The organism is Zhongshania sp. (assembly GCF_041584495.1).
Lineage (GTDB): Bacteria > Pseudomonadota > Gammaproteobacteria > Pseudomonadales > Spongiibacteraceae > Spongiibacter.
In genome coordinates, this window is record NZ_JBFHDY010000064.1 from 1 (window position 1) to 20,642 (window position 20,642).

Genomic DNA, 20,642 nt, shown 5'->3' on the forward strand with positions numbered 1-20,642 from the left:
CAGCGCCACTGCCTGCGCGCGTCAACACCGGAATAGACAGCGCATAGCGCTCAAGCAATTTATCATCGTCAGCGATATCAACAACTTCAATCTGCCAATCGTAACCCTGCGCCAAAAGCGCACTTAAAACGGCTTCAGCCAATTCACACAGATGGCACGCAGAGGTGCCATACAGTACAAAAGGCGTCACCGACGCCTGCGCGTCCATGCTAATACTCCTCAATTGATATAAGCCAAAGCAAAACAGCCCGGCATTGCCGGGCTGTTTTTAACAAAAATCGACAAGATCTTATTATAAATCGTAACCCACTTCGTTGTGACAAGTAATATCCAAACCCTGCCCCTCTTCGTCTGCGCTAACACGCAAGCCAATCAATTTATCGATTAGCACGAATAAGCCGTAACTAATAATAGCGGTATAGGCGAAGGTTGCACCAATACCAATCAATTGTACTTTGAGCTGCGACGCTATCGTCATACCTTCGGCGAGCCCCTGACCACTGAATACGCCCAGCTCACTGCTGGCAAAAATACCCGCCAAGAATGTCCCTAAAATGCCGCCAACACCGTGTACGGGAAATACATCAAGGGAGTCGTCAATTTTCCATACCTGCTTCATTGCTAAAGTAATGTAAAAACACACAATACCCGCACTTAAGCCAATCACCATAGCGCCCGCTGGGCCCACATAACCAGAAGCTGGCGTAATCGTACCCAAGCCTGCCACCATACCGGTTACCGCCCCTAAAGCACTTGGCTTACCATAGCGTTTCCACTCAATTGCCGACCAAGTTAAGCAGCCCGTTGCCGCAGAGAGGTGCGTCACGAGCATTGCCATACCGGCATCGCCATTAGCACCCAGAGCGCTGCCAGCGTTAAAGCCAAACCAGCCCACCCACAGCATACCCGCGCCAATAAACGTCATGGTCAAATTGTGTGGCGGCAAGGCCATTTGACCGAAACCCTGACGCTTACCGAGTACGAGCGCGGCCACCAACGCGGCAACACCAGCGGTTATATGCACCACGGTACCACCGGCGAAGTCGAGCAAACCCATTTCCGCCAACCAACCACCGCCCCACACCCAATGGGTTACGGGCGCATAGACCAACAACAACCAAAGCGCAGAAAATAACATTACCGCTGAGAATTTAATTCGTTCTGCAAAGCCACCAATAATCAATGCCGGGGTGATAATGGCAAAGGTCATCTGGAACATAATAAAAACAGTTTCCGGAATATCACCACTGACACTGTCTTCGCCTACACCCGCCAAAAAGGCTTTACTCAAGCCTCCAACAAAGGCGCTGCCCTCGCTGAAAGCCAGGCTATACCCAGCAACCACCCACAACAGCGAGGCCAGGCAGGTAATACTGAAACACTGCATCAATACACTTAGTACGTTTTTGCTCCGCACTAAACCGCCGTAGAACAAGGCTAAACCGGGTAATGTCATAAACAGAACAAGGGCTGTTGAGGTTAACATCCACGCGGTATTACCGGTATCCAGACTCTGAGCGAATCCCCACTGTGGTGCAAAAATAGTAGCGAGCAAACCTGCAATACGCAGAGGGCGCCAATTTCCCTTGTTTTTCATCAACAATATCTCCTAGTGCTAAATTAAACGCACCATTTTAGGTCGTTAATTATTTAATCGCTCGATATTGGGGCGAAAATGACCTGCCTGAGATAGTCAGGCACCATCGCAAAATCCAATAAAAAATAACTTAAGCCACTGTTTATAAAAAACTTTAATCCCTAGACTCCATTCCGAATACAGCAACTTAAATCAATACGACATAAGATTTATGGGCTGAAGCTTCAGCAACGCACAAACAACAAGCAATATCTATGCCCAAACTTAGTGCGCAAGCACCATAAAACAGCACCCACCCAGAGAAGACAATCATCCCCTCAATTTAAATAGCGTAAAACAAGGTAAGCCTTGGCATTTTCAATTAATATTCTCTCTCACGCCTAGCGTGCCGCCTAAGCCCCCTTAATACCGGTAAAAGGCCTCTTTAGCCTAGCCGCCACAGCACTATAAGCGAACTCTATGAGCAGCGAGAACTATCAGCAACGTAAGACCTTTTTCGACCAGCTACTAACAATCTATGGTCGCAAGCCGGTACAGGAAGCCCTGCAAGATCCGGGCATGCAGGTTTACAAGCTTCATCTCGCCCACAGCAACAAAGAAGACGGCATTATTCGCGAGTTACGCCAACTTGCCGAACAACGCGGCATTGCGATTGAAATGCACGAGCGTAAAGCGCTGTCGCGCATCTCCAAAAACGGCAAACAAGATCAAGGAGTTGCCGCCGATTTGCAGCTCAGCGCCTACCAGCCCTGCAACGCCATTAGCGCCGATCATTTACAGGCCGCGCCGCGCCGCTATATTGCCTTAGACCGGATTACTAACCCCCAAAATCTCGGCATGATTATTCGCTCGGTGGCAGCCAGCGGTATCGACGGCCTAATTTTGCCCCGCCGCGGCGGGGCACCCCTTACCGCCTTAGTCATAAAAGCCAGTGCTGGCACATTGTTTAAGGCACCGATATACCACTGCGAGGACTTAGATGCCGAATTACTGCGTATGAAAGACGACGGCGCCACCCTGTGCTGCTTATCGTCCCACGCGGAACACTCGCTTTTTGATTACAAAGCACAGGGCAGCATGGTTTATATTCTTGGCAATGAAACGGAGGGCGTGAGTCGCAACTTAGAAAAGCGCTGCAATACCCGCTTAAAAATCCCTATGCACAACGGCGTCGAGTCGCTGAATGTCGCGGTGACAGCGGCATTAATTGCCTTTAGCGGGGTTTGATCAAGCGAGATAAGAGAAAAGCGCAAACGATAGTGGCTAGCGTTTGCGCTTAGATTTATTTAGCTAAATAGGTCATGGCCTGCTCAAGCCCGCCCAAAGTCATCGGGTACATATGCCCCTCAAGCTGCTGCTCAACCATTTTGATAGACTGAGTCCAGCTCCAGTCAGAGGGCGGCACTGGGTTTAACCACGCTACTTTATCGTAGGTCTCGCGCAAACGTCGCATCCACGCCTCCCCTGCCTCCTCATTCCAATGCTCAACACTGCCGCCGGGCTGGACAATTTCATAGGGTGACATCGACGCGTCACCCACAAAAATCACTTTATAATCCGAACTGTATTTATGCAGGATATCCAGCATTTGAATGCGCTCGGCGTGACGGCGCATATTATTATCCCAGACCGACTCATAGATGTAGTTATGGAAGTAATAATACTCCATGTGCTTAAATTCACTGCGCGCAGCCGAGAACAGCTCCTCACAGACTTTAATATGCGGGTCCATCGAACCGCCCACATCAAAAAACAACAATACTTTCACCGCATTGTGGCGCTCTGGCACCATTTTTAAATCGAGCATGCCGCCATTCTTGGCCGTGGACGAAATAGTGTCATTGATATCTAATTCGTCGGCAGCACCGGTGCGCGCAAATTTACGCAGACGGCGCAGTGCAACTTTAATATTACGTGTCCCGAGTTCAACGCTGTCGTCGAGATTTTTGAAATCCCGCCGCTCCCACACTTTAATTGCTTTTTTATTCTGGCTTTCGCCGCCAATGCGAATGCCTTCCGGGTTGTAACCACTATGGCCATAGGGCGACGTGCCGCCGGTGCCGATCCATTTATTACCGCCAGCGTGCCGACCTTTTTGCTCTTCAAGACGTTTTTTAAACTCTTCTATCAGCTTATCTAGGCCGCCCAAAGACTCAATTTTGGCTTTTTCTTCTTCGCTAAGTTGCTTAAGAAACTCCTTACGTAGCCAATCGTCAGGAATCATCGCCTCAATAATATCGTCGAGACTGCTGAGATCGCTGAAGTAGCGACCAAAGGCCTTATCGAAACGGTCGTAATACCTCTCATCCTTGACCATGCAGAGTCGTGCCAACTGGTAAAACTCGTCGACATCGACAAACGCTAGGCGTGCTTGCAGCCCTGCCAATAAATCGAGCAGTTCGCGAATGGTTACCGGCACACCGGCATTGCGTAAACTGAGAAAAAATTGAACTAGCATAATTTAATTACGGCCATCGCGGCGATGCATAAAGGCCAAACGCTCGAGCAAATGGACATCCTGTTCATTTTTCAACAGCGCGCCGTACAGCGGCGGTATCGCCTTGCTGGCATCACGGTTCTTAAGAATTTCCCCTGGAATCTCATCTGCCAGTAACAACTTCAGCCAGTCTATTAATTCTGAGGTTGAGGGCTTTTTCTTTAAACCAGGAATTTTACGAATTTCAAAGAAAACTTCCATCGCCTCGGCCACCAGCTCTTTAGCGATATTTGGATAATGCACCGCAACAATCTTCTGCATGGTTTCCCGGCTTGGGAAGGTTATAAAATGGAAAAAGCAACGGCGCAAAAAGGCATCTGGCAATTCCTTTTCATTATTGCTGGTAATGATAATAATTGGTCGGTGCTTGGCTTTAACGGTTTCGCCCGTCTCGTAAACAAAGAACTCCATACGATCAAGCTCAACAAGCAGATCATTGGGAAATTCAATATCAGCCTTATCAATTTCATCAATTAATAACACCACTTGCTCATCGGCTGCAAAAGCCTCCCAAAGCTTGCCGCGACGGATATAGTTGCTGATATCTTTTACTTTCTCATTACCCAGCTGGGAATCGCGCAAACGCGAAACCGCATCGTACTCATACAAGCCTTGCTGGGCCTTGGTCGTCGATTTAATGTGCCATTGAATTAGGGTTTTGCCCATTGATTCAGCGACTTGCTCAGCCAATAAGGTTTTACCGGTACCCGGCTCACCCTTGATTAACAGTGGGCGCTGCAATGTCACCGCCGCGTTGACGGCCATACTCAGGTCGTCAGTTGAAACATATGAATCCGTACCGGTAAATTTCATTCGTATTCCCTAAAGCTTGTCGCACTGTTCTAAACTGCTCAGGCGATGATTAAAATGACTGCGCAGAAGACTACCCAAGCTGGCATTATAAGGCAATTACAAATCAGGCCAGCTATACAATCCACTTTCGGTGCCCGTTTGGCGAAATAAAGCCAGAAGCACCTAATAAATGACATTTCAGGCTATTGGAGACGACCATGACCGCCCCTTTTGATGACCTCAGCCTCACCATTGGCAACACCCCCCTCATTAAAGTGAAACGTATCAGCCAGCACAATATTCTGGTGAAAATGGAAAGCCGCAACCCTGCCAATAGCGTTAAGTGTCGTATCGGCGCCAATATGATCTGGCAAGCAGAGCAAGATGGCAGTCTCAAAGCAGGTATGGAGATTGTTGAGCCCACCAGCGGGAATACGGGTATTGCCTTGGCTTTTGTCGCCGCCGCGCGGGGCTACCCTATCACCCTCACCATGCCCAGTACCATGAGCATGGAGCGACGCAAGGTCTTACTCGCCCTCGGCGCCAAACTGGTTCTAAGCGACGGCAGCAAGGGCATGAAAGCCGCCATTGCGGCCGCTGAAGCCATCGTGGCCAGCGACCCTGAACGCTATTTTATGCCTCAGCAATTTAGCAATCCCGCGAACCCTGCTATTCACGAACGTACCACCGGCCCCGAGATATGGGAGGACACCAAGGGTGAAATTGATATCCTGATCGCAGGGGTAGGCACCGGTGGTACGCTATCGGGTATATCGCGGTATATTAAAAACCAGTGCGGTAAGGCAATCACCACCATTGCCGTAGAACCCAGCTCCACTAACCTCATTCGCAGCACCCTCAATGGCAGCGAAGTCCAGCATGCACCCCACAAAATTCAAGGTATCGGCGCGGGCTTTCTGCCCGACAATCTTGATTTGAGCATGGTCGATACCGTGGAAGCCATCGACGACGACGACGCCATGCAATGGGCGCATCGTTTAATGAAAGAGGAAGGTATTTTAGCCGGTATTTCTAGCGGCGCGGCGATGGCGGTAGCTGAGCGCGTCGCCAGTCGAGCTGAAAACGCCGGTAAAACGATTGTGGCAATCCTTCCGGATTCGGCGGAACGTTATTTAAGCTCAGCCTTATTTGCCGGTGCCTTTACTGAGATTGAGGCCTAAGTAGGGACTTTTTCAGGCCTAGCAACTCCGGGTTCTGAGCCAAAGACTCGTACTTCAAAAGCTCATCTATTTGCTGAACTCGCTGCTTTGGCTCTGCTGACGCAGCGATAATCGCTTCGCTCATCGCCACAACTAAACGGTCTAGCTTTTTCATTACTTCGCGGTTGTGCGGATGCAGCATATAGGCCCGATCTAGGTAGTGCAGCGCACCGTTAATATCGCCAAACTTCAATGCTAAATCGGCTTCAGCTAAATGTGATGTCAACTGTTGCTGCACCGCGACCGGTAACTCGCTAAACGGAATGTCAGGCCCGGTTTCCGGCTCATACACGGCAAAGAAAGCAATTGCCGATAGCACGACGACTAACAGCGCAACGCTAAGCTGCTTTACTCGCCGTCCGGCGCCGCTAAACTGCCGGTAAAATTGCCCCGCATCGGCACAGCGTGCGTCGCGATCAAAAGCCAAGGCATTGTTTATGGCCTGCCACTGATAAAGTGGAATGCCTTTGATTCGCTTTGGTTTTAAGCCCTGATCACGCGCAAGGATGGCCTTTTTCTTGGCAAACGGGTGTTCGCCGGTATGCAACTGATAGGCAATGATCCCTATCGCATAGACATCGTCTGAGGTGTGCGGTGGCGCCGCGGCAAACATTTCACAGCTTGCGTAGCCTGGGGTCAGACCGACAACTTCACCTATATCATCTCCGCCCCCATATAAGGCGCGCGCGATACCAAAATCCAATACCTTTATAACACCTTCGTCGGTGACAAAAATATTCGCGGGCTTAAGATCCGAATGCACAATATTGCGTTTGTGGGCATAGGCGATCCCTTGCGCGAGAGCCTCAATATAGCTCCGTGCATAAAGCTGACAATGCGCTCTATCATTAATGATTTCATCAAGCGTGCGGCCCTTTAAGGCCTCCATCGTCATAAAGAACACATCACCGTCACGATCAAAATCGTAAACCGTAATAATATTGGGGTGAGCGAGCTTTTGTGACTTATCGGTTTCGCGCTGCAGCGCAATATAGGCCAGCGGGTCTTGCGAAAAGTCACCGGCGATCAGTTTGATCGCCACATAGGGGTCCTTGTGTTTGGCCTCTAATTTGCGTTCATCGACAGCGAGAAACACGGCCCCCATACCGCCCTCTCCAAGCTTTTTTTCCAGGCGAAATCGATCTTTGAGCACACTGCCAACATCAAAGCCCAGGGGCTGGCGCGCGCCATCGGAGCCCCCGTCATCAATAAAAAAAGCGGTATTCTCTTCCGGCACACTAGCCAGCTCAGCGGCATCACTTAGCAGGGTCGCGTCATCGTTTACTAGCGCTGTCTTATCGTTGTTCGCCTCGATGTCCGCGCCCCCCTGACCGCGCGGCGATAACAACTCAGTACCGTCTGCATCAACAGATAGTCGTGTTGCATCGTCATCGCGCGCGGAGGGAACGAGGGTACTGATACGGGTTTTGTCCTGTTCACTCATCTTCAATCCTCAGCACCAACACGCCAATTGCTATTGGAACGGTTTAAACAGCCCACTACTATTTGATTAAGTCTGGCCACTGCTCGCGCCAGCAGCAATGATGGCTAAAGTTCGGGACCAGGACTAATTCGCCACCGTGCCGAGCAATAAATGCCCGCGTCAGTTGGGTCGGAACATTATCGTCATGTTCACCAGAAAAATGCCGATACCGGACATGTGCGGGATAACGCAACAGCATGGGATTCAGCGACTCATTCAAGGGCAAATACCCATGATGTTTCGCCCAGCCGTCTGTATCTAAATTCGCAGCCACAGTAACCACTTCGTCTACAGACACCATATAGGCGAGCATTAACATTGCTAAGCTACCGCCGCCACTGAAACCAATCAGGCTGACGCTGTCTGCCCCCCGCTCTTGTATCAACGCCTGCGCGGCGGCTGCCATACTCCGTACCACCGCCTCGCTGTAACGTGCCGATGTCCACAGTTTTTTGTTGCACATTGGCTCATCATGCAAACCCAAATAGCAGGGTCGCCCCAGATAGACGACATCGGCCTCTGTATCAAGACTGGCCAAGCCTAAGACCAGAGGGTTCTTGGGCGTCGGGTCACTGGCAATATATCGACCGTGTCGCCAAGGACTACCATCACCGTCGAGATAAATATGCAGTGTTTTTGTGGTTGACCTAGGCCTGGCGTAAGTAACATGACGGAAGTTCAGCCCCTCAATAAGCCGCTTGGTCATACCAAAACGCGCTGCGGTAACATCAATACGTTGAGCCGGTGTGGCACAGGCCGCGAGCATTAATATCCAAGCAACAATGAATACAGAGCCGCGCCGAGGCGCATTTACTGATAAAGCACTAATTGCTCAGCCCATTAAGGCAATTCAAAGCGTAAGCCTATGGTCGCGGTATATTTATTCATATAGTCATGCATTAACAAACGCTCATAAGCCGCATAGGCCGCCAAGCCGCGCTTAAATTGCGCAGCCACGCCGAAAGACAGTGCTAAGGTGCTTGAATCCGGCTTGTCCGACTGATCAGAAATACTTGCAAGGACACTCTTATCCGCGTCATTCACGATTTGACCATTGGTCTTATAGGCATCACCCTGATCAAAATTAAATTCAGCCCGTACCGATGGCGACAGCACGCCCCAGGATTGCAATAAGGAATAGTCTGCCTGCACGGCCAAACTCAAAACAGTAGAGTCAATATCTTGGGCATTGACACTGCGCACCGACCCACTACCGGAGGCGGACCGCTCAGTATAGCTGTCCACCTCGCCTCGCATATATAAGGCCCGCACACTCGGGTTTAATCGCAGCGGGCCGTAGTCATAATCAGCGCCTAAGGTAAAATCAGCATACCAATAATCACCTTCTGTTGACGCTGAAAATGCATCGTTAGTGGTGCTGCGATCCACATCAATATCGATTGCCCCATAGGCGAGAAACGCCGACATATAATGCCTGTCCCAATATTTAGCGCCATGGCTTCCCAGCATTAGCGACGACACGTCACTACCACCCAAACCGCTGTCTAGGTCACTGTCACCATCACTGACACTGATCGACATGCCTGCAAAGCTTGCCTCATCAACGCGGTAATCGAAGCCTATGGTTATCGCATTGCTCTCTTGATCATAACCACCACTGCTGGCCGTTGCCTCGCGATCCCGCTTGGTGTATTCAGTAAAACTGAACAGAGACAGGCGACTGTCATCAAGTAGTGCATTATCAGCACCAGCTGCGCCACCAAGAGGTGAAAAATTCAAACCAGCTGTCTGATTAGTATTGCCTGACCTAGATCGCAAATTATTAATTTTACTGAGAACGGTCATTGCTAATTCTTTCGCTTGACTCGCGCTGCCCTCAGTCACCGTGGCGCCACAGCTATCATTTAATTCTGTCTGAGTCGGCTCTGGGTTCTCGCTTTCGACGACCCTTAACGCTGTAGGTGATTCAAAGCTCACATACTCACCACCCGTGCCAACGCCCCCCGTGGGTGGCGGCGGGTTCTCTGAATTTGAATCAGTTTGCTTGCGGCTTTGGCAATTTTCGGCTGCACTCGCTGGCAAGACCAGTGTTGTAGCCGCGAACAGCCCCAGCAAAAAGCTCATGTTTAGCGTTAAATTTTTCACTAGCCAACCTCCCTATCGAATAAGCGCTCACCCATTTTTATAGTAGCAACAGCCTCAGGCATGTCGACAAGCGCCACGGGCTTATTGCACGAGGCTACTGGGTACAAAGAAAAAATCACCGACTTCGTGTCCAGCACCTTTTATACTTTTATAAACCGGCTCTTGAACAAACTGATTCGCCGCCGCGCGTACTTTTACTGGGCCGCGTATGCTGGCGTATAAATCCGGCGCAGAAAGCACGCCTTTATTGTTGCGTAAAACATCAATTAGTTCTTGGGCAAACACGGAATGATCGCCGCCGCCTTCATCAATAACGGGCTTATCGCCACCCGAGGACAATAATAAGCGCGAACGGCGCGGCAACTTATATTTAATATACTCACTGTTTGTTGAACCGGCGTTTTGCCCAAAAAACAAGTGCCCCGGTGCAGAAGAAAGCAGCCCGCCATAACAAGAATCGGCAATAACCAAAACCCGCTTCGCCTGAATACGGCCTAAATGATTACTAATAAATTCATTCGGAACCCAAGAAGCATCATTCGGTGGCGGGTCCGCATTAATCGGCAGCCAATAGCCAGTATCGCGCTCACCAATATTCATCATTGAACCATGGCCTGCGTAGTAAATAAGTAAATTGTCATTTTCTGTCAGCACGCTGTGAAGCTCATTTATCACTTTCATAACGGTTAAACGGTCGCTATCCAGTAATAGCTGAACGTGAAAACCGTATTGTTTTTCGAGTATTTCACCCACTTCTCGGGCATCATTTAGGGGTGTTTGTAAATTTTCTAATTGGGCGTAATTTCGGTTGCCAATGACTAAGGCGTAATAACGCCCAAAATCCATGTCCGCCAACTTAATTTCACTGCCGAGCGTGTTCGACGCGGGACTGGCTTTGAGCGTTGTTGCGGGCGTACGCAAACGGGGAATAGTTGACAGTTGACGTTCCACACTAGCGCGATCATCTTGAAGTGACTGAACTAATTGCGCCAAGGTCACTAATTCCTCTGCGCCGTCACTAGCAACCTTCCCTGCTTTATCATTATCGGCTAATTGTTTTTTTAGTGCATTAAGCTGGCGTTCCATTAATGCGAGTTGATTGCTTTTACTCGCCAACTGCTTTTCCAGCTCACTGCGTAGGGCCATTTGTTCAGCCCGTGCAGCATCTTGAAAAATCACACTGTCGTCAGGTAGGCCCCAGGCATCGCGATATAAATTAAGGGCTTGTATTTTATCTTTCTCAACACCGAGGCCCTGCTCGTACATCGTTCCCAGATTAAATTGTGCGCTTTTATTTCCTTGCGCCGCGGCCTTTTGGTACCAAAGCACTGCGGCCTCGTAATTTGGCTCGGTGCCGAGGCCTTTCTCAAAAATCTCGCCGACCGCCAACTGCGCCTCTGCGTCGCCCTGCTCCGCGGCTGGCAGCCAAATTTTTAATGCTGTTTTATAGTTTGCGCGATCATAGGCAACATATTCCCCGCCACGAATATTACAGTCTGCTGCAGTCGTTTTTATTGGCCGTCGCGGCGACAAATACGTCATATTGCCAAGCTTGCGCATTTGCCCCGGTAACAGGCAGTCAACAATTTGCAAACCCGCTATAATCTCTTCCGTATTGACACTTGGCGACTGCGCACTGCGGTCATCTTGGTGCGCTGCACAGGACACCAGTATCATCACACTGATTGCAACGCTGACTCTAACAAGCTCATATTTTATTTTCATACGATCTGCCTCTGTCATCTAATCCCAGATGAGCCCGAGCACCTGCTGGCGACCACTTCATTAAATAAACTCAGTACAATTGACGAAACACCATATCAATACGCCCCAAGCTAAGTAGTTGGCCGTCGTGCAACGCGACTTTGCTACTGGCTTCACCATTAATTCTAATACCATTGGTAGAGCCGATGTCTTCCAGCCACCAACAGCCACTTTTATGAATTAATTTCGCATGTAACATCGACACACTAGGGTCATCAATTCTTATTTTTAGATTTTCCTGACGCCCAATAGTCCAAAATGTATCGGCATTTTTAGCCGACACCCCAAACACTAAACTGCGACCATCGGCAAAGAAAAACACCAGCGCGACTTCGGTGCTGGTTTGCTTTGCGCTAATCGCGCGTTGAATTCGCTGATCTATCACTTCCTTCGAATATTTTGTGCTACGAATCGCTGTATCGGTCCATCCTGGGGGAAGCTGGTAGGACTGCTGAAATGACGTTAATTCACTATCGGGCTCATCTTCTATTACAACAGAGCCACCGCTAAAATTATCTTTCTGAGGGAGCCGCGCAGCGACGATAGTGCGTTCTTCTTCAGCAGTGCTTTTTAGGTAATATGCCGCTTCGCCAAATCGAATAACATCACCACTTTTAACCGCGGCGGGCCTTTTTAGTAGTCGGTTATTAACACAGGTGCCGTTCGTGGAGGCAAGGTCTTCGAGTACCCATTCCCCAGATATATAGCTTAACTTAGCGTGATGGCGAGATAACAAACCTTTGGCAATTGTAATATCACAGTCGTTATCACGGCCAATAACCACCGACCCGCTTGCAATAGCATAGGCTTCGCTGCCATCCAAGCTGACGAGTTTCAAATCCATTCGCTTACCTACTGAACTGCCTTCAATTGACTTGAGATCAGCGCAATCTAATTATTCATCTTAACCAAGCAATGGCTTGGGATCCAAGCCAAAGTATAGCGAATTAATATCAAGATGGAATCCGCTCTCAGCCGACCCCAAACAAAATAACAGCCATCCTTACAGTGACGGTTCCTTTCGCTCATTATTGGGGGCTAATTTGGCACTTTTTTTCACTCCCGGACGAGATTTAGCCTGTGTCTGCCCTGAAGGAACCCAGCTCATGGTCGCCGCAGCCAAAATCAATGCCAAAATTTGCCCGGCCACCAAAACCAGAAGGATAGACATCGCGTCTTCAATGCCTTCGGTCAATACAGTCAGTACCGCTGTGGCACTGCCCGGCACCCACAGCTCCGGCGATGCAGGGTGGCGACCCGGAATAAATAAGAATGCCGCCGCCGCAAAAAACAGCCAATAGCGGACAAACGCCGACGAAATTCGCCGTAAAAGTAAGAACCACACTGCAATGGCCAGCGCACCCACGCCCATGTAAACCTGCCACGCCAAGCGGTAATCGTCTAAATTAATCATGTGACACCTTAGTTTACCCAGTGAATAATGTGGTCTTCCAGCGATTCATCAGCCACTGCCAGCTCACTGACACAGCGCCCCCGTACTGATATTTTAGCGCGGTGTACACTTTCATCACTATCTGACAACAATGGATGCCACGGCGCTAACCGCCCGCCTTCACTTAACACCCGATAGGCGCAGGTTTCAGGCAGCCAGTGAAACTCACTGATATCATCAAGTTTAAGTTGTATGCAATCGGGTACCCGCTCCCGACGGTGGGAATAATCGCTACAACGACAACTCGTGGTGTCCAGTAAACGACAAGCAACATCGGTATAGAATATATCGCCGCTGTCCTCGTCCTCAAGTTTCTGTAAACAGCACTTACCACAACCGTCGCAGAGCAGCTCCCACTCTTGAGCAGACATTTCGGCCAGAGATTTCACCTCCCAGAACGGTGGTCGCACGACATCAGCCATCGCGCTCGGTCCCCACCATGGGATTTAAACGCTCCGGTTGCGGCGGTAATTGCAGGTAAAAGCCATTGTCGGCAATCTCTTGCATCACCTTGCCGACGTCAGCGCGGGATAATTTGCGTTCGGCCGTTAACACCAGCGTCATCGCTCGCACTGGTTTACCGAAACGCAGCAATAACGCCTCGGGCACCTTGCTTAAATCTTCCTGATGATCGACATATAAATACATTCCCTCGGTACGAGAGCTGCGGTATACCGCGCAAATACGCTTCATTAATTTTTCCCGCTTAGGCGTAAAAGCCCATCACCAACCAAGGGTTTGCGCCAGCCGCTCAGCGCTGGCGGCAAAACACCGGCGCGGATCAACTCTTCTAAATCACGCTTTTTAAGGAGCACTTCCGGCGCCACATCGACGGCTTCTGCGGCGGCTTCACCCAGCGCCTTCATTTGTTTTAACAGCTGGGTTTGCGTTGGCGTCAACGGCTTTGGCGCCGCCGTTGGCAAATCGGTGTCGGCGGCCGAGCGCGCCTTACTGATCAACTCCAATATATGATCACCGTAACGGCGAATACTGCCCGGCGATAGGTCTTTGACACGCCCTAACTGCCCCAAGTCATTAGGCATTTGTCTGGCTACCTCAAAGCACACTGTATCTTTTATTACTCGGCCTCGCGGAATATTGCGCTCTTTGGCTTCAATCTCACGCCAGGTGCAAAGTTGCTGCAGAGCATACTGCTGACGCTGGCTAAGCTTCCACAGCGATTTGATACGCTGATAATAGTCTTGGGGCAATGCTGGGCTTTCCGCTTGCGTCGTGATTGTCGCACAGTCTTCCAACCACCAATTTAAGGCGCCTTTGGCTTCTAAACGCTGTTTGAGGAGGGGATAAACCTTTTGCAAATACAAAACATCCAGCGCCGCATAGGTACACTGACTTTCACTTAAGGGACGGCGCAACCAGTCTGAGCGGGTTTCGCCCTTCTCCACGTGAATCCCGAGGCATTCCATAATCAGCTTTTGATAGCTAAGACCAAAACCCAAGCCTGCCAAGGCCGCGCCAATTTGCGTATCCAGCAAGGGCTGCGGCACACATTGGAACAGCACCTGAAAGACCTCTAAATCTTCACTGCAAGAGTGGATGACCTTGGGAATATCCTGGCGCCGCAGCAATTCAGTAAATGCCGACCAATCACTAATCTTAAGGGGGTCAATCAAATACAAACGGCCAGCGGCCCCAACTTGCAACAAACCGGCAATGGGGTAAAACGTATCTGTGCGAATAAATTCGGTATCAATAGCCAGAAACTCGGCCTGCGCCCAAATTGCGCAATGTTCATTTAAAACGCTATCGCTATCAATATAGAGACAAGATTCCAGAGGGTCAGTCAATGCGTCGTCGTCCTTTAAGTGCGTGAGCCAGGGTACCGCTGTCGACGTATTCCAACTCGCCACCCAATGGTACGCCGTGGGCAATCCGGCTTACCGCGGTCCCCCGGCTGCGCATTTGTTCAGTAATGTAATAAGCAGTCGCTTCACCCTCAACGGTGGGATTGGTGGCCAAAATCACTTCACTCACCGCCAATTCCGTAGCTCGCGCCAGAAGATGATCTATTCCAATCTCCTCCGGGCCAATACCGTCAATAGGCGATAAATGCCCCATTAACACAAAGTAAAGCCCTTTGTAGTCTCCACTCTGCTCAAAGGCGACAACATCTGCTGGAGACTCAACCACACAGATGGTTTGGCTATCTCGGCGGCTATCGGCGCAGATAAAGCACTGCTCATTCTCAGTTAATGTGCGACAGCTTTTACAGTGCCCCACCTTCTCCACGGCCTTGGCTAAGGCTGCCGATAATCTCGCGGCACCAGGCCGGTTGCGCTCTAATAATTGAAAACTCATACGCTGCGCCGACTTGGCGCCAACCCCAGGCAGACAGCGCAGGGCGTCAATTAATTCATCAATTAAGGGACTGTAGCTCATCGCTAAAACGGCATCTTAAAGCCGGGGGGCATACCCATTCCCGACAACATACCACCCATTTGATCCTTGCTACTTGCCTCGATCTTCCGCACTGCGTCGTTCATTGCCGCGGCAATTAAGTCTTCAAGTATTTCCTTATCTTCGCTCATTAAGCTCGGATCAATATTCACGCGGCGAACATCGTGACGCCCCGTCATGGTCACCTTAACTAGACCAGCGCCGGACTCGCCCTGCACTTCTGCATTGGCTAATTCCTCTTGGGCTTTTTGCATTTTTTCCTGCATTTCAGCCGCTTTTTTCATTAACTCGTTTAAATCTGGTTTCATCTGCCTGTCTCTATGTTACTCACACAATTCAACTTACAAGCCGGACCGACTCGATATCCAACACACCGTCAAACTCGGCAATTAATTTATTCACCATTGGGTCGGCAATAAGCGCGTCCTTAGCAATCACCAGACGCTCATCCAAACAACGCTGACGGTACGCCGCCGGAGTTTCAGTTGGTGTTGGCGCAATATGCACTGAAATCTGCAAGTTCGCCGCAAAATACTCATTGAGCATTTCACCTAAGCGCTCAATATGACGATTATTTAACAGCGCTGCATTTTCACTATCAATATTAAACGTAAGGCTACTATCGGTTTTTTCAAGGAGCTGGCAATGACTGGCAATACTACCCAGCATACCGGGAAGAGCAAACTTCTCGAATTGCTCTCGCCAAATTTGCTCGGAGAACGCCGCCAAACTGATTTTTTCTGCACTTACAGCTGCAATTGGCGGTATTTCAGCCGCTGCAGGCGCAGTGATCTCTGACGCGGTGGGATGGCTTCTTTGCAGTTCAGCAACGCGCGTTTCCGCAGGCGTATCCAGCGGCGCAGGATTGGCTGGCGTCACTGCTGCAGGCGGCAATTCCGGTGCAGCGGGCTGTTCCTCCCAGGGTGGTAGCGAATCACTTCGCCCAGTATCTGCTACGGGCTCAGCCTGCGGCGGCTGCGTTGGGCTTGGCGCCTCTTCAACGCTAGCGGACACGATAGCCGCATCGTCAGCTCGCGGCGTGGGGGCCGGTGAACTGGCTACCGCTAACTCTGGTTTATTCACTAAAGGCTTTTTTACAGGAGCAGCGGCCTCCGCCGCTGACGGCGCGCGGGCTAATTTTTGCCGAGGACCATCGATAACACCTTGAGGCTTAAAGGCCAGCATCCTAAGTAACAACATTTCCAAACCGGCTCTAGGGTCAGGGGCTAAGCCCATGTCCCGGCGCCCGGCCAAGGCCATTTGATAGTAAAACTGAACATCCTCAGCAGTGACGGTCGCGGCTAAGTCTATAATCCGTTGGCGATCGCCCAGGCTATTATCCAAGCCTTCAGCGACCGTTTGTGCCACGGCCAAGCGATGCAGCACCACCAATAACTCGCTAACCACACCAGCAAAATCCGCGCCCATTTCCGCCAAATCAGCCACAATCGCTAATAGCGCAGCACCATCGCTGGCGGCAAAGGCCTCAATTAAACGGTACACCGAACCGTGATCTATTGTGCCCAACATTTGGCGTACATCGACTTCGGCCAGCTTGCCCGAGCCAAAGGCAATCGCTTGGTCGGTCAAGCTCAAGGCGTCGCGCATGCTGCCGTCAGCTGCGCGGCCCAGCAGCCACAGCGAGGGTTCTTCGTAATGGACCATCTCTTTTTCGAGTATGGTTTTAAGGTACTCTACGATACGTTCAGCGGTTAAATTTTTGAGATTGAACTGCAAGCAACGCGACAAAATCGTGGCGGGCAATTTTTGCGGGTCAGTCGTTGCAAGCAAAAATTTAACGTGCGCTGGCGGCTCTTCCAAGGTCTTCAGCAATGCGTTAAAGCTGCTGCTACTAAGCATGTGCACCTCGTCGATGAGATAGACTTTGTAGCGACCTTGACTGGGAGTGTACTGCACGTTGTCGAGTATTTCGCGGGTATCTTCAACCTTAGTCCGCGATGCCGCATCAACCTCGAGCAAATCAACAAAACGGCCTTCATTGATGGCGACACAGGCGTGGCATTGACCGCAGGGCTCAGAGCTAACCCCAACCTCACAGTTTAAACATTTGGCAAGAATCCGGGCGATAGTGGTCTTACCCACCCCACGGGTACCAGTAAACAAATAGGCATGATGCAGACGGTCGTGATCGAGGGCATTAACCAGCGCCTTAAGCACATGATTTTGGCCAGCCATTTCACGGAAGGTTTTCGGGCGCCACTTACGCGCCAACACCTGATAGCTCATTGAATAATTCCTGACGTGGAAGCGGCAAGGATACACCAGCCCAGCGAGGACATAAACCAATGAAAGCAAACAGAAATAAATACAAAAGAAGGTTTAACGCTCTGGTGGCAGTCCAACCAGCCACACCCCAGCACACGATATGATAACTACCGTTGCTCCCTTCCAGGCCTGGCGGAGTTCGCTATCTCTCGTTGCGGGGGGACCGGAAGGACTACCGCAGAAAACACGTTTTAGGCATGGCCTTAACGCGGGCGCTATTGTCAACCAAAGCCCTCAGACATGCAAGCGACCCACGTAGATATTCCCAAATATTCTCGATTAATCAATGCGCTATCAATCAAGGGGGCTGCTTGCGCCCGGCGGAAATTTGGCCAACACTGCCGCCACGGTGTCGTGGATATAGCGCCGTCGCTCTTCCGGGGTATCCATACTTGGCATGACCCGCTTACTTGTGCCCCGCCACACCAACTTTTTACTTTTGGCATCAATAATATCGATCATCAGGCTACTCTCTTCGTAGCTACGCACCCAAACATCGTCATCATAGAAGTGACCGTGACCAAAATATCCACGACCATAGCCAGGCCGATAATCGCAGTAATAACAAGGGTAATAGGCCAAATGGGGATACCACGAGCCAAAGCTATTAAAGTTTACCTTTTCCTCTTTACCCAAGTGGTACGTCACTAACACCGAAGCTGGTACGCCGTCGAGCACTCGACTCAAGCCCTTGGCCGCTAACTGGACATCAACGGCATCCATCACTCGCTGACGAAGCAAATCATTGTCTAAATTAGCGTTATTACCGACGTCGGCCGCCTCCGTGCGCGGCAGCCAGGCAAATGTCGACACCTCGGCAAAGTCATAGTCTGCGGCATAATCCGAGCTAACGGGGATACCTGCACAAGCCGTTACCAGTGCAACCACTACAACCACAAGCGCCTTCTTAATCATTTCGTCGACTCCGAGCGACAAACTCAATAATAGCTATGGCTGCAAAACAACCCACAAGGCCATTTGCCCACGCAACACTCTAATTAACAGACCACCCTTACTGGCGGCAAGCACAGCGCTGAACTCATTAACATCTCTTACCCTGCGCTGATTCACCGACACAATCAAATCGCCAGGCAGCAACTTGCTCGCCGCCTCCGCATTACTGGCAACCTCCGTCACCGTTACACCACGACCATCAGGGGAATTTCGTAGTACAACACCCTTCAGTAAATGACTCACATCACCGCCCGGGGCACTTACCGTCGCCGTCATAGCAGGTGTCGGCTTTAAGCGCGCATGCAACGTCTTTCTTTTACCGTCGCGCAACACAGTAACCGCAATTTTTTCGCCAATCCGACGTAAACCTACCGCATTGCGTAATTGAGCAGAGTTATAGACGTCTTTATCGTCAATCGCGATCACCAAGTCGCCAGGCTTGATGCCAGCAGCATCGGCTGCCGATTTGTCCTGCACTTCCGCAATGATTGCGCCGCGCTGATGCTTGGGAAGCTTAAAGGCCTCGGCCAGCTCCGGGGTAAGATCTTGAATAACCACGCCAAGCTGGCCACGCTTAACCTCACCATGTTCCAAAATTTGGTCAATACTCACTTTGGCCATATTAATTGGAATCGCAAAACCAATCCCAACATTGCCACCGGCAGGCGCCAATATGGCGGTATTCACCCCCACCAACTCGCCGTGCAAATTCACAAGCGCACCGCCAGAATTGCCCGGGTTAATAGACGCGTCGGTTTGAATAAAGTTTTCGTAACCCTCAATACCCAAACCGGTACGACCTAAGGCGCTCACAATACCAGTGGTAACCGTTTGACCCAGACCGAAGGGATTGCCAATCGCCACCACATAATCGCCAACTTCCAAGTTCTCGGAGTTAGCAAGCTTGACGCTGCGCAGGTCTTTAGCATCAATTTTTAACACGGCAATATCCACATCTGGATCAGAGCCAATTAACGTGGCAGTAAAGCTGCGACCATCTTCCAAGGAAACGGTTATCTCATCAGCACCATTAATAACATGGTGATTGGTCAGCACGGTGCCCGCCTTCGAATCAATTATGACACCCGAGCCTGCACTCTGGGTGCGGCGCTGCTGGGGACGCACTTGCTGTTCGGGAACATTAAAAAAACGGCGAAAAAAGGGGTCGTTCAATAAGGGGTTTTGCTGAACATTTCGGGTGGTGTACGTCGAGATATTGACCACGGCAGGGTTTACGGTTTTCAGCATCGGCGCCAAACTTGGCAGCGTTCGCCCCTCGGCATCTTGCTGGGGAAATAAAGCAACGCCAGCTGGGCTAAGGCCCAATAAAAAACACAAGAAAATGCCCTTAATAAACACCTTGCTACGCCGATCGGCACGATGATCCAGACTTTTCATAAGTCCCTAAACCCCCTTAGTCACTCAGAATGCTCACACATAACAAGCTTTAGAACAGGCCAGCACTCAAAAATTCCCCACAAACAAAATTTCTTGCTTAATCAATGATTAATATAGTTTTAACCCAGCTTTTCCGCCATCGACCGAGCAATTTCATTCTGTATTGGCGACTTAAAAGCGCCCATCATTAATCCTAGCTTAATCTCCACTCGAACCTCGGCAGGCTCAAGTGAAATGCGGCCCTTTATGCCAGAGCGCTGCACCACAATCTCATCGTCATTAATCCAGCTGGATTTAAGCTGATATTTATCATCCAGTTTAATGGCGAGCTGCCGAATCAAGTCACGCAGCTCTTCCGGCGTTTTATTATGGTTTTGACGAAGAGAAATAGTCGACACGAATTAAACACCCCTTATTTAACGAGCTTATCCTTAACATCAATGGCCAGTATGACACAGCCAGTTATAGCGAAATCAATAAACTACAAGCCACTTAAACCAAGAGCTCCAACCAGCTGTATATAAAAGCTTTTCTTCAGATCGGGTAGGAGGCGGAATCACTTCCGCCGTCCTCCCACACCACCGTACATACGGTTCCGTATACGGCGGTTCATATTGTACTCATGAGACGACGATACTGATCCACTAACGAGATCAGCCCCAGTTGATCAAAAC

At 50.2% G+C, this 20,642-nt stretch carries 21 protein-coding genes and 1 other RNA gene; 2 read left to right on the forward strand and 20 right to left on the reverse strand.

The window, feature by feature from the left end:
* A partial coding sequence (locus ABYP33_RS11305; protein WP_373091026.1) for a glutaredoxin family protein occupies positions 1 to 208 on the reverse strand: 208 nt, incomplete at its 3' end.
* A gap of 84 nt (positions 209 to 292) precedes the next feature.
* Positions 293 to 1,597: an ammonium transporter gene (locus tag ABYP33_RS11310; protein WP_008247621.1), complete on the reverse strand. Its 1,305-nt coding sequence runs from the start codon at positions 1,595 to 1,597 to the stop codon at positions 293 to 295.
* A gap of 459 nt (positions 1,598 to 2,056) precedes the next feature.
* Here ABYP33_RS11310 and ABYP33_RS11315 point away from each other — a divergent pair, with 459 nt between their 5' ends.
* Positions 2,057 to 2,824: a TrmH family RNA methyltransferase gene (locus tag ABYP33_RS11315; RefSeq protein WP_373091029.1), complete on the forward strand. Its 768-nt coding sequence runs from the start codon at positions 2,057 to 2,059 to the stop codon at positions 2,822 to 2,824.
* A 55-nt stretch (positions 2,825 to 2,879) separates the two neighbouring features.
* Here the strand turns inward: ABYP33_RS11315 and ABYP33_RS11320 are convergent, their stop codons facing one another.
* Positions 2,880 to 4,055 carry a VWA domain-containing protein gene (locus tag ABYP33_RS11320; protein ID WP_373091031.1) on the reverse strand — a complete coding sequence of 392 codons (1,176 nt, stop codon included), beginning with the start codon at positions 4,053 to 4,055 and terminating at the stop codon, positions 2,880 to 2,882.
* A 3-nt stretch (positions 4,056 to 4,058) separates the two neighbouring features.
* Entirely contained in the window at positions 4,059 to 4,907 is an 849-nt protein-coding gene (locus ABYP33_RS11325; protein WP_008247618.1) for a MoxR family ATPase, read from the reverse strand.
* Positions 4,908 to 5,104: 197 nt separating this feature from the next.
* Here ABYP33_RS11325 and cysK point away from each other — a divergent pair, with 197 nt between their 5' ends.
* Complete coding sequence (cysK, locus tag ABYP33_RS11330; protein ID WP_373091033.1) at positions 5,105 to 6,067, forward strand: cysteine synthase A; 963 nt, start codon at positions 5,105 to 5,107, stop codon at positions 6,065 to 6,067.
* Here the strand turns inward: cysK and ABYP33_RS11335 are convergent.
* From ABYP33_RS11335 to ABYP33_RS11410, 16 genes are all read right to left on the reverse strand, one after another.
* Positions 6,048 to 7,550: a serine/threonine-protein kinase gene (locus ABYP33_RS11335; protein WP_373091034.1), complete on the reverse strand. Its 1,503-nt coding sequence runs from the start codon at positions 7,548 to 7,550 to the stop codon at positions 6,048 to 6,050. The two genes, cysK and ABYP33_RS11335, sit on opposite strands and share 20 nt — an antisense overlap.
* A 58-nt stretch (positions 7,551 to 7,608) precedes the next feature.
* Positions 7,609 to 8,355, reverse strand: coding sequence for an alpha/beta fold hydrolase (locus tag ABYP33_RS11340; RefSeq protein WP_373091036.1), 747 nt, complete (start codon positions 8,353 to 8,355; stop codon positions 7,609 to 7,611).
* Between the two features lie 74 nt (positions 8,356 to 8,429).
* Positions 8,430 to 9,695: an autotransporter outer membrane beta-barrel domain-containing protein gene (locus tag ABYP33_RS11345; RefSeq protein WP_373091038.1), complete on the reverse strand. Its 1,266-nt coding sequence runs from the start codon at positions 9,693 to 9,695 to the stop codon at positions 8,430 to 8,432.
* 81 nt (positions 9,696 to 9,776) lie between these two features.
* Positions 9,777 to 11,420, reverse strand: coding sequence for a caspase family protein (locus tag ABYP33_RS11350; protein WP_373091039.1), 1,644 nt, complete (start codon positions 11,418 to 11,420; stop codon positions 9,777 to 9,779).
* A gap of 70 nt (positions 11,421 to 11,490) precedes the next feature.
* Entirely contained in the window at positions 11,491 to 12,303 is an 813-nt protein-coding gene (locus tag ABYP33_RS11355) for an FHA domain-containing protein (RefSeq protein WP_373091040.1), read from the reverse strand.
* 159 nt (positions 12,304 to 12,462) lie between these two features.
* The gene (locus ABYP33_RS11360; RefSeq protein WP_373091041.1) at positions 12,463 to 12,873 is read right to left on the reverse strand and encodes a hypothetical protein; all 411 of its coding nucleotides are present in this window, start codon (positions 12,871 to 12,873) and stop codon (positions 12,463 to 12,465) included.
* 8 nt (positions 12,874 to 12,881) lie between these two features.
* Positions 12,882 to 13,334 (reverse strand): YcgN family cysteine cluster protein, encoded by a 453-nt coding sequence (locus ABYP33_RS11365; protein WP_373091042.1) that lies wholly within the window; start codon positions 13,332 to 13,334, stop codon positions 12,882 to 12,884.
* The gene (locus ABYP33_RS11370) at positions 13,327 to 13,605 is read right to left on the reverse strand and encodes a YcgL domain-containing protein (protein WP_008247608.1); all 279 of its coding nucleotides are present in this window, start codon (positions 13,603 to 13,605) and stop codon (positions 13,327 to 13,329) included. The genes ABYP33_RS11365 and ABYP33_RS11370 overlap by 8 nt, the downstream gene beginning before the upstream one ends.
* Positions 13,605 to 14,720: a ribonuclease D gene (rnd, locus tag ABYP33_RS11375; protein WP_373091043.1), complete on the reverse strand. Its 1,116-nt coding sequence runs from the start codon at positions 14,718 to 14,720 to the stop codon at positions 13,605 to 13,607. The genes ABYP33_RS11370 and rnd overlap by 1 nt, the downstream gene beginning before the upstream one ends.
* Entirely contained in the window at positions 14,713 to 15,312 is a 600-nt protein-coding gene (gene recR / locus ABYP33_RS11380) for a recombination mediator RecR (protein WP_373091044.1), read from the reverse strand. The genes rnd and recR overlap by 8 nt, the downstream gene beginning before the upstream one ends.
* Before the next feature lie 2 nt (positions 15,313 to 15,314).
* On the reverse strand, positions 15,315 to 15,638 hold the full coding sequence (locus ABYP33_RS11385; protein ID WP_184462241.1) for a YbaB/EbfC family nucleoid-associated protein: 324 nt from the start codon (positions 15,636 to 15,638) through the stop codon (positions 15,315 to 15,317).
* Positions 15,639 to 15,666: 28 nt separating this feature from the next.
* Positions 15,667 to 17,577, reverse strand: a complete 1,911-nt coding sequence (gene dnaX, locus ABYP33_RS11390; RefSeq protein ID WP_373091045.1) for a DNA polymerase III subunit gamma/tau — start codon at positions 17,575 to 17,577, stop codon at positions 15,667 to 15,669.
* Between the two features lie 111 nt (positions 17,578 to 17,688).
* Positions 17,689 to 17,785, reverse strand: an RNA gene (gene ffs / locus ABYP33_RS11395) — signal recognition particle sRNA small type.
* A 125-nt stretch (positions 17,786 to 17,910) separates the two neighbouring features.
* Positions 17,911 to 18,531 (reverse strand): DUF4136 domain-containing protein, encoded by a 621-nt coding sequence (locus tag ABYP33_RS11400; protein WP_373091046.1) that lies wholly within the window; start codon positions 18,529 to 18,531, stop codon positions 17,911 to 17,913.
* A gap of 33 nt (positions 18,532 to 18,564) precedes the next feature.
* Positions 18,565 to 19,968 (reverse strand): DegQ family serine endoprotease, encoded by a 1,404-nt coding sequence (locus ABYP33_RS11405; RefSeq protein ID WP_373091047.1) that lies wholly within the window; start codon positions 19,966 to 19,968, stop codon positions 18,565 to 18,567.
* 119 nt (positions 19,969 to 20,087) lie between these two features.
* A complete protein-coding gene (locus ABYP33_RS11410; protein ID WP_373091048.1) occupies positions 20,088 to 20,366 on the reverse strand; it encodes a polyhydroxyalkanoic acid system family protein in 279 nt (92 codons plus the stop codon).
* Positions 20,367 to 20,642 lie beyond the last annotated feature (276 nt).